Below are 14,864 nucleotides of genomic sequence, written 5' to 3' on the forward strand. Positions count from 1 at the left end.
CCCCGGCCCGGGCGGGGTCGTTAGCGTCGTGGCGTGCAGATCCGCGAGCTCGCCGTCCCCGACGCCTACGTGCTGGACCTGGTGCCGCACGGCGACGCCCGGGGCCGGTTCACCGAGTGGTACCGGGCCGACGTGCTGGCCGAGGCCACCGGGTTCGGGCTGACCCTGGCGCAGGCCAACCACAGCGTCTCCGCCCGCGGGGCGCTGCGCGGGGTGCACTTCGCGCTGGTGCCGCCGGGGCAGGCCAAGTACGTGTACTGCCCGGCGGGGAAGGTGCTGGACGTGGTGGTCGACGTGCGGGTGGGGTCACCGACGTTCGGGGTGCACGACAGCGTGCTGCTGGACAGCGAGCAGCCGCGGGCGGTGTACCTGGCCGAGGGGCTGGGGCACGCGTTCGTGTCGCTGGCCGACGCCAGCTCGGTGACCTACCTGGTGTCGAGCGGGTACTCCCCCGGCCGAGAGTTCGGGGTGCACCCGATGGACCCCGACCTGGACCTGCCGTGGCCGGCCGACGTGGAGTTCGAGCTGTCCGCCAAGGACCTCGCCGCGCCCACCCTGGCCCAGGCCCGGGAGCAGGGCCTGCTGCCGACGATGGAGCAGTGCACCGCCCGCTACACCGAGCTCCGCACCGCCTGACCACCGAAGGAGCCGGCCGCCAGAGGCGCGCTTTCGCGCGCGAAAGCGTGCCGGGGCGGGTCAGGGGCGGAGGGCGCCGAGGTGGGTGAGGCAGGCGCGGAGCGACTCCTGCCAGGGCGGCAGCGCGGGGAGGCCGGCGGCGGTCCAGCTGGCCGGGTCCAGCACGCTGTAGGCGGGCCGGTGCGCGGGGCGCGGGAAGGCGTCGGTCGTGGTGGTGAGCACCCGCGCGGGGTCGGCGCCGGAGAGCTCGAACACCGCCCGGGCCAGGCCGTGCCAGGTGGTCGCGCCGCTGTTGGTGGCGTGCAGCAGCCCGGTGGCGTCCGACATCGCCGCCTGCACCAGGCCGCGGGCCAGGTCGGCCGACCACGTCGGGCTGCCGGTCTGGTCGGCGACCACCGACACGGTGTCCCGCTCGGCCTCCAGCCGCAGCATGGTGCGCACGAAGTTGCTGCCGTGCGCCGCGTAGACCCAGGCGGTGCGGACGACGACTGCGTCCCCACCGGCGGCGGCCACGGCCCGCTCACCGGCGAGCTTGGTGCGGCCGTAGGCGGTGCGCGGCGCCGGCTCGTCGTCCACCGCGTAGGGCTCGGTGGCCGTGCCGTCGAAGACGTAGTCGGTCGAGACGTGCACCAGCCGGCCGCGGCCGGCCAGCTCCTGCGCCAGCCAGCCCGGGGCGGCACCGTTGACCAGCTCCGCGGTCGCCTCGTCGGTCTCCGCGGCGTCGACCGCGGTATAGGCCGCGGCGTTGACCAGCACCGGACGGCGCCCGGCCGCCCGGCCGAGCCACTCCCGGACGACGGAGCGGACCTGCGCCTCGTCGGTGAGGTCCAGCCGGTCCCGCCCCAGCGCGGTGACGTCCTCCCCGGCCAGGACCGTCTGCAGGTCGGTTCCCAGCTGCCCGGTCGCGCCGGTGACCAGCCAGGTGACGGGCGCGCTCATGCCCGGGCGGTGGCGGCGGCGGCCTTGAGCGGTTCCCACCAGGCGCGGTTGTCCCGGTACCACTGCACGGTGAGTGCCAGGCCGTCCTCGAAGGGCATGCGGGGGGCGTAGCCCAGCGCGGCGGTCTTGGAGTAGTCCACGGAGTAGCGCAGGTCGTGGCCGCCGCCGCGGGGGTCGACGATGTGGTCCACGGAGGACCAGTCCCGGCCGGTGGCGGCCAGCAGCTTCTCGGTCAGCTCCCGGTTGGACAGCTCCCGGCCGCCGCCGATGTTGTAGAACTCCCCAGCCGCGCCCTGCTCCAGCACCAGCTGGATGCCGCGGCAGTGGTCGTCGACGAACAGCCAGTCCCGGACGTTGGCGCCCTCCCCGTAGAGCGGCACGGTGTGCCCGTCGAGGAGGTTGGTGACGAACAGCGGGATCACCTTCTCCGGGAAGTGGTAGGGCCCGTAGTTGTTCGAGCAGCGGGTGATGGAGATGTCCAGCCCGTAAGTCTTCGCGTAGGCGCGGGCGATGAGGTCGCTGCCCGCCTTGGCCGCGGAGTAGGGCGAGTTGGGCTCCAGCAGGTGGTCCTCGGTCCAGGAGCCGTGCTCGATGGAGCCGTATACCTCGTCGGTCGAGACGTGCACCACGCGGCGGACCCGGTGGCGGAGGGCTGCGTCGAAGACCTGCTGGGCGCCCAGCACGTTGGTGAGCACGAACCCGGCGGCGCCGGTGAGGGAGCGGTCGACGTGGGACTCGGCGGCGAAGTTGACCACCACGTCGTGCCCGGGCAGGGCGGCGTCCAGGTCGGCGGCGGAGCAGATGTCGCCCTGGAGGAACCGGTAGTTGGGGTTGTCGGCGACCGGGGCCAGGTTGGCGAGGTTGCCGGCGTAGGTGAGCTTGTCGAAGACGGTCACCTGCGCGTCCTCGAAACCGGGGTAGCCGCCGGTGAGCATGGTGCGCACGTAGTGCGAACCGATGAAGCCGGCACCGCCGGTGACCAGGACGCGCATGACCGCAGACGCTAACCGGCGCGCGCCCCCACCGGTGACCGCCACGGCGGAGCTCATCCCGCGGGGTGAGCGGCGCCGCCCCGGCGGGCCGGACCCCCGCGGTCACCGCCTACGGTCACCGGGTGCGCGGGATCATCCTGGCCGGTGGGACCGGCAGCCGGCTGTGGCCGATCACCCTGGGCGTGAGCAAGCAGCTCATGCCGGTCTACGACAAGCCGATGATCTACTACCCGCTGTCCACGCTGATGATGGCCGGGATCCGCGAGGTGCTGGTCATCACCACCCCGGAGGACCGGGACTCCTTCGCCCGGCTGCTGGGCGACGGCAGCCGGCTGGGCATGCGCATCGAGTACGCCGTGCAGCCGAAGCCCGAGGGGCTGGCGCAGGCGTTCCTGATCGGCGCGGACTTCCTCGCCGGGCAGGCCGCCGCCCTCGTCCTGGGCGACAACATCTTCTACGGCGCCGGGCTGGGCACCGCGCTGGCCCGCCTGCCCGAGCCCGAGGGCGGCCACGTGTTCGCCTACCACGTGGCCAACCCCACCGACTACGGCGTGGTGGAGTTCGACGCCGCCGGCCGGGTGCTGTCGATCGAGGAGAAGCCGGTCACCCCGAAGAGCTCCTACGCCGTGCCCGGCTTGTACTTCTTCGGCCGCGACATCGTCGACGTCGCCTCCACCATCACCCCCAGCGCCCGCGGCGAGCTGGAGATCACCGCCGTCAACGAGCACTACCTGCGCGCCGGCCGGCTCACCGTCACCGTGCTCGACCGCGGCACCGCCTGGCTGGACACCGGCACCTTCGCCTCGCTGCGCCAGGCCACCGAGTTCGTCTCCGTCGTCGAGGAACGCCAGGGCCTGAAGATCGGCTGCATCGAGGAGGTCGCCTGGCGCAACGGCTGGCTCGACGACGACGGCCTGCGCGCCATCGCCGAGCCGCTGGGCAAGAGCGGCTACGGCGCCTACCTGCTCGGCCTGCTCGCGGGCTGACGGCCCCGGCCGCACCCGCTCCGCACCACCCAGCACAGCCGTCCCGTCCGTCCGTCAGGACACGCCGGATGCCGGGAGCGGACCGTTCCACCTCGTATGGTCGGCAGGCGGTGTCCTCCCCGCGGGGCCCCCGGTGGGGGACGCTCGGAGGACCTCCGGTGCAGGCGGCACCGGCCGCCTCCCCCGCGGCAGACCAACGAGGACGGACGGACTCTTGTCAACCAGCACTTCGGCCATGACGCCCGTGGAGCGCGCCGGCTCGACGGCCTCCGACCATCCCCCCGCCCGCGGCGGCCGAGGTGTGCACCTCGCCCTGACCGCGGCCGTGGCGCTCGCCGTGCTCGTCCTCGGCTGGCTGAAGCGCTGGACGTCCGACGACGCGTTCATCAACTTCCGCGTCGTCCACGAGCTGCTGGCCGGCAACGGGCCGGTGTTCAACGCCGGCGAGCGGGTCGAGGTGGCCACCAGCCCGCTGTGGCTGGCCGTGCTCACCGTCGCGGACGCGATCGTGCCCGGCGACGCCGCGCCGTGGACCAGCGTCGTGCTCGGCCTCGCCCTGACCGCCACCGCGGTGACCGTCGCCTCGATCGCCGCCGCCCGGCTGTGGGCCAAGGCGCCGTCCTGGGTGGTCGTGCCCTTCGGCGTCGCCGTCTTCGCCGCCCTGCCGCCCACCTGGGACTTCACCACCTCCGGTCTGGAGACCGGGCTGTCGTTCTCCTGGATCGCGCTGAGCTTCTGGGGCCTGGTCCGCTGGGTGCAGCGCGACACCCCGCTGGCGCACCGCCCGGTCTGGCTGCTGGTCCTGCTCGGCGTCGGGCCCCTCGTGCGGCCGGACTTCGCCGTCATCTCCGGCATCCTGCTGCTCTTCGTGGTCCTCGTCGGCGCGGGCCGCTGGTGGCAGCGGCTGCTCGGCCTGGTGTTCGCCGGCCTGCTGCCGGTCGCCTACCAGGTGTTCCGGATGGGCTACTACGGCCTGCTGGTGCCCAACACCGCGGTGGCCAAGGAGTCCAGCCGGCCGCTCTGGTCGCGGGGCTTCGTCTACCTGGCCGACCTGGTCGCACCGCACCTGCTGTGGGTCCCCGCGCTCCTCGCGCTGGGGCTGCTGGCCGTGCTCGCCCCCCAGGCCCGGTGGCTGCGGCGGGAGTGGATCCTGGTCGTGGTGGTCCTCGCCGCCGCGGCGGTGCACGCCCTGTACGTCGTCCGGGTCGGCGGGGACTTCATGCACGCCCGGCTGCTGATGCCCAGCGTCTTCCTCGCCCTCTGCCCGGTCGCGGCCCTGCCGGTGACCCGGCGGCACGCGGCGGTCACCGGGACGCTGCTCGCCGGTGCCGCGGTGTGGGCGGTCAGCTCCGTGTTCTTCCTCCGCATCGACTACCCCGACTCGGTCGCCGACAGCGGCCTCGCCGACGAGCGCGGCTTCTACGCGGCCCTGGCCGGTGTGAAGAACCCGATCACCCTCGCCGACCACGGCGGCGCCGGGGTGTCGGCCTACACCGACCAGGTCAACCGGGCGGCCCTCGAGGGCCGCGACGAGATCGTGCTGCAGGTGGTGCCGGTCCGGCCGAGCACGCCGATGGCCGTCCTCGCGCCCTCCTCGGGCGGGATGGTGTTCTCCGTCGGCAACGCCGGGTTCTACGGCGTGGCCTCGAGCAGCTCGGTCTTCGTGGTCGACGGGTTCGGGCTCACCGACCCGATCGCCTCGCACATCGCCCCCGGGCCGCCCGGACGCCCGGGCCACGAGAAGATCTTCCCGGCCTGGTACCTGCTCGCCCGCTACGGCGCCCCGGAGCTGGCCGAGGAGGTCACCCCCGGCCTCTCCGACCCCGCCGGGGTCGCCGCCTCGCGCGACGCGCTCAGCTGCGGTGACGCCGCCCAGCTGATCGAGGCGACCAGCGGCGAGCTCACCGTGGGCCGCTTCTTCTCCAACGTGGTGCACGCACCGGAGATGACCTCGTTCCGCATCCCGGTCGACCCCACCGAGGCCCGCGACCAGTTCTGCTGACCTCCTCCCGCACGGCCACCGGCCTGCGCCGCGCCCCTCGCTGACCCGGGGCGCGGCGCAGGCCGTCCGTGCGTCAGAGGCGGCGGTAGTCGGTGGGCGCCATCCGCGGGCCGCGCTTGGGCGGCATGCTGCCGCCCACCTCGAGCAGCCGCACGACGCGCTGGCGGTGGCCCCGCCACGGGTCGAGCAGCTCGAGCATCCCGGCGTCGTCGGTCTTCCGCCCGGCCAGCGACCAGCCGACCAGGTTCTTCAGGTGGTAGTCGCCCACGCTCACCGAGTCCGGGCAGCCGATCGCCCGCTGGGCCACCTCTGCCGCCGTCCACACCCCGATCCCGGGGACCGACTGCAGCCGGCGCCGCAGGTCGGCGCAGTCGGCCGCGCAGCCGTCGGACCCGTGCGCGGCCGCCTCCAGCCGGGACGCGACCGAGGCCACCGCCCGCAGCGCCCGCCGGCGGGCGCCGTCGAGGCCGCAGCGGTGCCACTCCCAGTCGGTCACCGCGAGCACCCGCTCGGGCGAGGGCACCATGCGCATCCCGGCCGGCGCCGGCCCGGGTGGCGGGTCGCCGGCGAGCCGCAGCAGCTCCCGCCAGGTGCGGTGCGCCTCGATGCCGGTCACCTTCTGCTCCAGGACGGCGGGCACCAGCGCGTCCCACACCCGGCCGGTGCTGCCGAGGCGGAGCCAGGGGGTGGCGCGGTGCACCCGGGCCACCAGCGGGTGGGCGGCGGGGTCGAAGCCGGTCAGGCCGTCCTCGGCGCCCAGCCAGCGGGGCACCCGGCGGCCGGCCCACTCCGCCCCCGGCCCCCAGGCCTGGACCCGCAGCGCGGCCACCGAGCCGCTCAGCCGCACGGTCGCCGGTCCGTCGGGCGTCGTCGTGGTGCGCCAGACGCCGTCCTCGGCGAAGCGCAGCGTGGGGTCGCCGGTGCCGCGCCTGTCCCGGGAGACGACCCGGCGCACGTCCAGCGCCCAGTCCGGCGTCCAGACGTCCTCGTACGCCACCGTCGCGGCCAGGGCGCTGCTCACGAGTCCGTCATCACCGCGGGGCCATCCGCAGCGCGCCGTCCATCCGGATGACCTCGCCGTTGAGGTAGCCGTGCCGCACGATGTCCAGCGCCAGCTCGGCGAAGTCCTCCGGGCGGCCGAGCCGCTTCGGGAAGGGGATGTTCGAGGCGAGCGCGGTGCGGGCCTCCTCCGGGAGCCCGGCCAGCAGCGGGGTGTCGACCAGGCCGGGGGCGATGGTGCAGACCCGGACGCCGACCGAGGAGAGGTCCCGCGCGGCCGGCAGGGTCAGCCCGACGATGCCGCCCTTGGAGGCGGCGTAGGCGATCTGCCCGATCTGGCCGTCGTAGGCCGCGATCGAGGCGGTGTTGACCACCACGCCGCGCTCGCCGTCGGCGTCGGGCTCGGTGCGCGCCATCGCGGCGGCCGCCAGCCGGAGCACGTTGAAGGTGCCGATCAAGTTCACGCCGACGGTGCGGGTGAAGGCGGCGAGCTCGTGCGGCGACCCGTCCCGGCCCAGCACGCGGGCGGCGTAGCCGATGCCGGCGCAGTTGACCGCGATCCGCAGCGGCCGGTCCTTGCCGGTGGCGTCGTCGATCGCGGCCTGCACCGAGCCCTCGTCGGTGACGTCGGTGCGCACGAAGGTGGTGTGCCCGCCGAGCTCGGCGGCGAGGGCCTGCCCGCGCTCGCCGTCGAGGTCCAGCACGGTGACCGCCACGCCGGCGGCGGTGAGCGCGCGGGTGGTGGCCGCCCCGAGGCCGGAGGCCCCTCCGGTGACGACAGCGGCGACGTCGAGGTCCTTCATGCCGCCAAGGTAACGCGCGGGAGGCGTTCTCCTTCGACTGACGTGCTGGAGCGGCCTCCCTGCAGGGACCCGCCGCGAGCTTGCGAGTGGCGGGGGGCAGGGAGGTCCTTGATCAGCTGAAGCGGGGGCCGGACCGCTCCTCGACCGCGGCCAGCAACTGCTTGACCCGCTCGGCGTCGGTGACCGGGCAGACCATCGTGACGTCGGCGGTGTGCACGACGACGCTGTCCCGGACGCCGACCAGCGCGACCAGGTGCTCGGGGTCGTCGCTGAGGACGACGTTGCCGGAGCTGTCCAGCAGCACGGTCAGCCCGCGGGTCGCGTTGCCCGCCGGGTCGGTGGTCAGCGTGTGGGCCAGGGCGGGCCAGGAGCCGACGTCCAGCCAGTCGACGTCCAGGTCGACCACGACCACCCGGCCGGGCTCGGCGGCCGCGGGCTCGAGCACCGCGTAGTCGACGCTGATCTTCGGCAGCGTCGGGAAGACCTCGGCCAGCACCGCGTCCCGCGCCGGCCCGGCCGGCGCGGCCACGATCCGGTCCAGCCCGGCGGCCGACTCGGGCAGGTGCTCGGCGAGCGCGGTCAGCACGGTGGCCGCCCGCCAGACGAACATGCCGGAGTTCCACAGGTACTCACCGCTGGCCAGGTAGGCCTCGGCGGTCGCCCGGTCAGGCTTCTCCCGGAACGACGCCGCCTCGGCAGCGCCGGCGACCTCCGTGGGCGCGCCCTTCTGCACGTAGCCGAACCCGGTCGCCGGCGACGTCGGGGTGACCCCGAGGGTGACCAGCGCGGTCGGCCGGACCGCCAGCACGTCGTAGGCGGTGCGCAGCGCGGCGGCGAAGCGCTCGACCGGCCGGATGACGTGGTCGGCGCTCACCACGGCCAGCTCGGCGTCGGGGTCGACGTCGGCGACCAGGGCCGCGGCCAGGCCCACCGCGTTGGCGGTGTCCCGGGCCACCGGCTCGAGCACCAGCCGGTCCGGGCGCAGCTCGGGCAGCGCGGCCCGCACCGCCGCGGCGTACCGGGCCGCGGTGCAGACCCAGATGCGCTCGGCCGGCAGCACCGCCTGCAGCCGGGTGAACGCCTCGGCCAGCAGGCTGTGCGCACCGGCGTCCCCGTCGGCGACGACGTCCAGGAGCTGCTTGGGCCGCGCCGACCGGGACAGCGGCCACAGCCGTGTCCCCGAGCCGCCCGCCATGATCACCGCGTGCTGCACCGTGCCGCCCCCGTCAGTCCAACTCGTCGGCGGCGCGCTGGAAGCGCGCCCCGGCGGCCACCCGGCCGCTGACCCAGGAGACCAGCAACCGGGCCCCCAGGCCCAGCCTCAGCACCGTCCGGAGCGGCACGTTCACCCGCCCGGGGTGCTCCGCGGACAGGTAGCGCAGCGCGCTGGTGTGGTGGACCCGCTGCATCCGGTGCGGTTCGCGGCGGGTCGCGTGCCCGCCCTCGTGGACGACGACCGCCGACGGCGCGTAGACGTTCAGCCAGCCGCGCCGGCCCAGCCGCGCGGCGAGGTCGACGTCCTCGAAGTACATGAAGTAGCCGGGGTCGAAGCCACCGACGGAGTGGAACGCCGCCAGGTCGACCAGGAAGCAGGACCCCGACAGCCACCCGGCCGGCCGCTCCCGCGGGGCCTCCCGCTCGCGGCGGTACCGCGCCGTCCACGGGTTGGCCGGCCACACCCAGCCGAGCAGGGCGTGCCCGATCCCGGTGGACAGCTGCGGCAGGTCGCGGGCGGAGGGGTACAGCTCGCCCTCGGGGGTGCGGATGGCCGGGCCGACGGTCGCGGCTCGCGGCCACCTCGCGGCGACGGCCAGCAGCTCGTCGACCGACCCCGGGGCGAACCGGACGTCGGGGTTGGCCACCAGCGCCCAGCCGGTCGGGACGTCGGCGAGGCCGGCGTTGGCCGCCGCGCCGTAGCCGACGTTGCCGCCGGTGCGCAGCAGCCGGACGTGCGGGTGCGCCGCCGCGATCCGCTCCGGGGCGCCGTCGGTGGAGCCGTTGTCGGCCAGGACGACCTCGGTCGGTGCGGTGGTGGCCTCGGCCAGCGACTCGACGAAGCCGTCGAGCGACTCCCCCGGGGAGTACGTCACGGCGACCACCCGCAGCGGCGACGGCTCGTTCAGGGCGGACACCGGGCCAAGGTAACGGCCGCTGCAGCCGGGCCCGTGGCCGACCGGTCGACGGCCCCTGTTTGATGGCAGTTCGCGGAAGGCCGCGCTCCCGCCGGGGAGCACGGCACGCGCAGCCCTGCCGCCAGTGGATGAGGACGTGGATGGAGTCCGACCCGAGGGCCACCGACGTGCAGGACGTCGGTGCGCCCGACGTCCCCGCCGAGGTCCCCGCCGAGGCCCCCGCCGAGGTCCCTCCCCAGGACGTCGACGCGCCCCCACCCGCCCCGCGTCCCCGCCGGACGCGGGGGGCGCTGGCGCTGCTGCCCTGGGTCCTGGTGCCCGCCGCGCTGTGGCTGCTGCACCTGGTGCTGACCGACGTCCGCGAGCTGCACCTGCAGTACCAGGCGTCGCTGGTCGCGCTGCTCACCGCCGGCCTGCTCGGCTGGCTGCTCACCCGGCGCGCCGCCGTGGCGCACCACACCGCCGCCGCCGTCGCCGCCTGCTTCCTGCCGGCGCTGACCGTCATCTCGCTGCAGGGCACCGACTGGTTCTTCTCCGGCCCGTTCGGGGACCAGTCCTTCCGGCTGGAGTACGCGACCCGGTTCGCCGACGACCTGACCAGCCTGGCCGACTACACCTACGCCGGCGCCCCGGCCTTCTACTCCCCCGGCTGGTTCTGGCTGGTCGGCGCCGCCTCGGCGGCCAGCGGCGTCCCGGCCTGGCAGGCCTACAAGTGGACGGCCGTCGTCACCCTGTTCCTGGCCGCGGCGCTGGCCTTCTGGCTGTGGCGCCGCACCTGCAGCACCCGGCTGTCCGCCCTGCTGCTCGCGGTCACCATCATCGGCCAGCCCGCCCTCTCCGCGGCCTGGCTCGGCGCCACCACGCTGCTGGGCGCCGGCGCGTCCGAGCCCTACAGCTGGGTGGTGACCCTGGCGCTGCCGCCGCTGCTGACCTGGTGGGGGTCGCCCGGCGGGCGGGGCGGCTGGCGCCGCGGGGTGGCGCTCGGCGTCGCGCTGGCCGCGGCGGCCTGGCTGTACCTGCTCTACGCCGCCGTGGGGGTGCTGGCCGTGCTCGTGGTGGCCGCGGTGCGCGGTGGCCGCGGGACCTGGCGCGAGCTGGCGGTCGCCGGCGGGACGTCGGTGCTGCTGGTGCTGCCCTGGCTGGGGCCCTTCGTGGTGGCGTGGGGCGACGCCGGCCGGCCGCCCTCGGCGGCCACGTCCTGGGTCGAGGGCGAGTCCTACGTGCACCTGTTCACCGTGACCGCGTCCCCCTGGTTCGCCCTGGCGGTGGTCGGCGCGGTGGCGCTGCTGGGCCTGCGCGGGCGGGCGCACCCCCGGCTGCGCGGCTGCCAGGGCCTGGTGGCCGCGGCCCTGGCGCTCAGCGTCGTCCAGCTGGTCATCGGGCAGCTGGGCGGCGGCGTGCTCGCCCACCGGCTGGTCCTGGTGCTGTCCACGGCGCTGCTCGCCGGCGGGACGCTCGCCGTGGTGGAGGCGCTCCCGCGGGCCGCCCGCTGGGTCCGGGGCCGGGACTGGCGGCGACCGGCGGCCGCTGCGCTCGCCGTGGCCCTGTTCGTCGGGACGAGCGGGCACGCGCAGGAGTGGATGTCGCTCGACAGCGACCTGCGGGACCTCGCCCGGGGCGTGGCCTACCCGGACGGGTCGCACCCCTCCGTGGCCAGCCGGGCCATGCGGCTGCAGTACACCGGCGACCCCTCGGCCGACGAGCTGTACGCCGCGGCGGTGCGGACCGCCCGCGCGGCCGGGCAGCCGGAGACCGGCCCGGTGCTGACCGACGACATCCCGCTGATGGCCACCAGCCCGCTGCAGGGGTACCTGCAGTGGTGGGAGCTGTACTCCAACCCGGTGGGCGACTACCCCCGGCGCAAGGAGTTCCTCGAGGACCTCGAGGGGCTGCGGCCGAGGCAGGTGGTGGCCGCGCTGCGCGCGGACCCGACGGCGCCCACGGTCTTCGTGCTGGGTCGTGACCAGGACACCTACCGGTTCTCCTCCTCCGCGTGGGACCCGGACACCGCGACCTCGACGGCCTGGTCGGTCCGGCTGCCGGCGGACCTGTTCGACTCCCCCGCCTTCGTGAGCACGCAGGTCGGGGACCGCACCGTCGCCGCGCTGCGCCCCTGAGCGCCGTCCCCGGGGCCGCCGGCCCGCGCCGGTGGGTCGCCAGACCCCGGGTGTGACCGGTGGGGTGGGCGGGGCGCCGGGGCCCGGACAGGGACGGCCCGGGCGCGCTGGCGACGGTATCGTCGCCAGGCGTGACTACAGGCAGCCCTGACCTCGTCGTCGTCGGCTCGGGCTTCTTCGGCCTCACGGTCGCCGAACGCGCCGCCACCCAGCTGGACAAGCGGGTGCTGGTCATCGACCGCCGGGACCACATCGGCGGCAACGCCTACTCCGAGCCCGAGCCCGAGACGGGCATCGAGATCCACCGCTACGGCGCGCACCTCTTCCACACGTCGAACAAGCGCGTCTGGGAGTACGTGAACCAGTTCACCGAGTTCACGAAGTACCAGCACCGCGTCTTCAGCATCTACGACGGCCAGACCTACTCGCTGCCGATCAACCTGAGCACCATCTGCCAGTACTTCGGCAAGAGCTTCAGCCCGGCCGAGGCCCGCGCGCTGGTCGCCGAGCAGGCCGGCGAGATCGACACCGCGGCGGCGGCCAACCTCGAGGAGAAGGCGATCTCGCTGATCGGTCGCCCGCTGTACGAGGCGTTCATCCGCGCGTACACGAAGAAGCAGTGGCAGACCGACCCCACCGAGCTCCCCGCCGAGGTCATCGCCCGGCTGCCGGTGCGGTACACCTTCGACAACCGCTACTTCAACGACGACTTCGAGGGCCTGCCCGTCAACGGGTACACCGCCTGGCTGACGAAGATGGCCGAGCACCCGAACATCGAGGTGCGGCTGTCCACGGACTTCTTCGACGTCCGCGACGAGCTGCCCGCCGACGTCCCGACCGTCTTCACCGGGCCGATCGACAAGTACTTCGACTACCAGGCCGGCGAGCTGGGCTGGCGGACGCTGGACTTCGAGCAGGAGGTCCTGCCGATCGGTGACTTCCAGGGCACCTCGGTGATGAACTACGCCGACGAGGACGTCCCCTACACCCGGGTGCACGAGTTCCGGCACTTCCACCCCGAGCGCGCCTACCCGACCGACAAGACGGTCGTGGTGCGCGAGTACTCGCGCTTCGCCGAGAGCGGCGACGAGCCGTACTACCCGATCAACACCCCCGAGGACCGGGCCAAGCTGGAGACCTACCGCGACCTGGCGAAGAAGGAGGCCGCCGAGAAGCGGGTCCTCTTCGGTGGCCGGCTCGGCACGTACAAGTACCTGGACATGCACATGGCGATCGGGTCGGCGCTGAGCATGTTCGACAACCGCATCCGCCCCTTCTTCGACCAGGGCGCGTCGCTCGACGGCCGCCTGGACGACTGACCGGAGGACTGATCCGACCATGACGAGCACTTCGGTCAACCCCGACCTGGTCGCCGACCTGGCCCCCGAGGACCTCGTCCCCGGCAAGGCCGTCACCCTGCTGCAGCGGGTGCTCATGCCCCGGCCGGCCGACCCCCGCAAGGTCCGCACCCTCTACGTCGACGAGGAGCGCTCCGAGCGCGTCCGGGTGACCTCCCGCTCGACCGGTGAGCTCAGCGCCGGCGACGAGGTGTCCTTCGCGACGTACTTCAACGCCTTCCCGGCGGCGTACTGGCGGCGCTGGACCTCGCTGCCCACGGTGACCCTGCGGCTGAGCCTGTCCGGCGCCTGCCGGATCGACGTCTACCGCAGCAAGGCCAACGGCGACGTGATCCACGCGGCCGGCGCCACCGTCGGCGGCACCGAGCGCACCGTCGAGCTGGAGCTGGACCTGGCGCCGTTCATCGACGGCGGCTGGTACTGGTTCGACCTCACCGCCGACGAGGACGTCGTCATCGAGGAGGCCGGCTGGTACGCCGACCGCGAGCCGCTGCGGCCCGGCCGGCTGGCCGTCGGCATCTGCACCTACAACCGGCCGGTCGACTGCCTCGCCGCGGTCGCGACCATCGCCGAGGACCCGGTCGTGCTCGGCGAGCTGGCCGCCGTCGTGGTGGCCGACCAGGGCAACCGCAAGGTCCGCGACGACGCCCGGTACGCCGGTCTCGCCGACTCCCTGGGCGAGCGGTTCCGGCTGGTCGAGCAGGGCAACATGGGCGGCAGCGGCGGCTTCGCCCGGGCCATGCACGAGGCGCTGGAGAACACCGACGCCACCCACGTGCTCTTCCTGGACGACGACGTGCAGCTCGAGGCGGACAGCCTGCACCGGGCGCTGGCGCTGAGCCGCTTCACCGACGCGCCGATGCTGGTCGGCGGGCAGATGCTGGCGATGCAGGACCGCTCGGTGCTGCACACCATGGGCGAGGTCGTCGACCGGTACTCGTTCCTGTACCGCCCGGCCGCGCACGCCGTCGTGCAGCACGACTTCGCGCACCACTCGCTGCGGGAGACCCCGGCCCTGCACCGCCGGGTCGACGTCGACTACAACGCCTGGTGGATGTGCCTGATCCCGCGCGAGGTGGCCGAGCAGGTGGGGCTGCCCCTGCCGCTGTTCATCAAGTGGGACGACGGCGAGTATGGCCTGCGGGCCGGTGCCGCCGGGTACCGCACGGTGACCCTGCCGGGTGCGGCGATCTGGCACCTGGCCTGGACCGACAAGGACGACGTCACCGACTGGCAGGCGTACTTCTTCGCCCGCAACCGGCTGATCGTCGCCGCCCTGCACAGCCCGCACAAGCGCGGCGGCGGCATCGTGCGCAGCGCGGTCAAGGCCGACCTCAAGCACCTGTTCCGGCTGGAGTACGCGGCCGTGGCGCTGCACGTGCGGGCCTACCAGGACTTCCTGGCCGGCCCGTCGGCGGTGTTCCCGGCGCTGAAGGAGGCGCTGCCGAGCGTGCGCGCCGAGCAGGCCTCCTACGTCGACGGCCGGGTCATCACCCAGCGGTCGGACATCCCCGAGCCGGAGATGGGCGCGGTGGTCACCGAGGGCATGGCCCAGCCGCCGGTCGGCACGAAGGCCATCGCGATCGCCGCGGTCCGGGCGATCCGGAACAACCTGCGGCCGGTGGCGCAGGAGCAGGCCCGGCCGCAGCTGGAGATCCCCTCGCAGGACGCGCAGTGGTTCATCCTGTCCCGGCTGGACAGCGCCACCGTGGGCACCGCCGACGGCCGAGGCGTGACGCTGCGCCGGCGCAACCCGGCGACCTTCTGGCGGCTGGCCAAGAGCGCCGTCCGGCTCAACCTGGAGATCGCCCGGCGCTTCCCGCAGGCCAGCGCCGACTACCGGGGCGCCTACGGCGAGCTCACCTCGGCGGAGAACTGGCAGAAGGCCTTCACGCAGTGA

At 74.4% G+C, this 14,864-nt stretch carries 12 protein-coding genes; 6 read left to right on the forward strand and 6 right to left on the reverse strand.

The features are described from left to right. The first annotated feature begins 33 nt into the window (after positions 1-33). A complete protein-coding gene (locus MODMU_RS22245) occupies positions 34-636 on the forward strand; it encodes a dTDP-4-dehydrorhamnose 3,5-epimerase family protein (RefSeq protein ID WP_014742645.1) in 603 nt (200 codons plus the stop codon). A 60-nt stretch (positions 637-696) separates the two neighbouring features. On the opposite strand, the gene rfbD is transcribed toward MODMU_RS22245, so the two are convergent. Together rfbD and rfbB are read right to left on the reverse strand one after the other, a co-directional pair. Continuing rightward, a complete protein-coding gene (gene rfbD / locus MODMU_RS22250) occupies positions 697-1,575 on the reverse strand; it encodes a dTDP-4-dehydrorhamnose reductase (RefSeq protein WP_014742646.1) in 879 nt (292 codons plus the stop codon). Next, a complete protein-coding gene (gene rfbB, locus MODMU_RS22255; protein WP_014742647.1) occupies positions 1,572-2,567 on the reverse strand; it encodes a dTDP-glucose 4,6-dehydratase in 996 nt (331 codons plus the stop codon). The genes rfbD and rfbB overlap by 4 nt, the downstream gene beginning before the upstream one ends. A gap of 122 nt (positions 2,568-2,689) precedes the next feature. Between rfbB and rfbA the strand changes: the two genes are divergently transcribed. Further along, positions 2,690-3,553 (forward strand): glucose-1-phosphate thymidylyltransferase RfbA, encoded by an 864-nt coding sequence (gene rfbA, locus MODMU_RS22260; RefSeq protein ID WP_041797459.1) that lies wholly within the window; start codon positions 2,690-2,692, stop codon positions 3,551-3,553. Positions 3,554-3,788: 235 nt separating this feature from the next. Continuing rightward, a complete protein-coding gene (locus MODMU_RS22265; RefSeq protein ID WP_051144061.1) occupies positions 3,789-5,555 on the forward strand; it encodes an arabinofuranosyltransferase AftB family protein in 1,767 nt (588 codons plus the stop codon). A 73-nt stretch (positions 5,556-5,628) separates the two neighbouring features. On the opposite strand, the gene MODMU_RS22270 is transcribed toward MODMU_RS22265, so the two are convergent. The 4 genes from MODMU_RS22270 to MODMU_RS22285 all read right to left on the reverse strand — a co-directional run bounded on the left by MODMU_RS22270 (position 5,629) and on the right by MODMU_RS22285 (position 9,489). Then, positions 5,629-6,576 (reverse strand): DNA-3-methyladenine glycosylase family protein, encoded by a 948-nt coding sequence (locus tag MODMU_RS22270; protein ID WP_014742650.1) that lies wholly within the window; start codon positions 6,574-6,576, stop codon positions 5,629-5,631. A 10-nt stretch (positions 6,577-6,586) separates the two neighbouring features. Then, entirely contained in the window at positions 6,587-7,357 is a 771-nt protein-coding gene (locus MODMU_RS22275) for an SDR family NAD(P)-dependent oxidoreductase (RefSeq protein ID WP_014742651.1), read from the reverse strand. A gap of 112 nt (positions 7,358-7,469) precedes the next feature. Continuing rightward, entirely contained in the window at positions 7,470-8,570 is a 1,101-nt protein-coding gene (locus MODMU_RS22280) for a mannose-1-phosphate guanylyltransferase (RefSeq protein ID WP_014742652.1), read from the reverse strand. A 13-nt stretch (positions 8,571-8,583) separates the two neighbouring features. Then, entirely contained in the window at positions 8,584-9,489 is a 906-nt protein-coding gene (locus MODMU_RS22285) for a glycosyltransferase family 2 protein (protein ID WP_014742653.1), read from the reverse strand. Positions 9,490-9,629: 140 nt separating this feature from the next. Between MODMU_RS22285 and MODMU_RS22290 the strand changes: the two genes are divergently transcribed. The 3 genes from MODMU_RS22290 (at position 9,630) to MODMU_RS22300 (ending at position 14,864) form a co-directional block, all read left to right on the forward strand. Then, on the forward strand, positions 9,630-11,606 hold the full coding sequence (locus MODMU_RS22290) for an arabinofuranosyltransferase (RefSeq protein WP_014742654.1): 1,977 nt from the start codon (positions 9,630-9,632) through the stop codon (positions 11,604-11,606). Positions 11,607-11,737: 131 nt separating this feature from the next. Continuing rightward, complete coding sequence (glf, locus tag MODMU_RS22295) at positions 11,738-12,925, forward strand: UDP-galactopyranose mutase (protein ID WP_014742655.1); 1,188 nt, start codon at positions 11,738-11,740, stop codon at positions 12,923-12,925. Positions 12,926-12,944: 19 nt separating this feature from the next. Further along, entirely contained in the window at positions 12,945-14,864 is a 1,920-nt protein-coding gene (locus MODMU_RS22300; RefSeq protein WP_014742656.1) for a glycosyltransferase, read from the forward strand.

The sequence above is a fragment of the Modestobacter italicus genome (assembly GCF_000306785.1).
GTDB classification, from domain to species: Bacteria; Actinomycetota; Actinomycetes; order Mycobacteriales; family Geodermatophilaceae; genus Modestobacter; species Modestobacter italicus.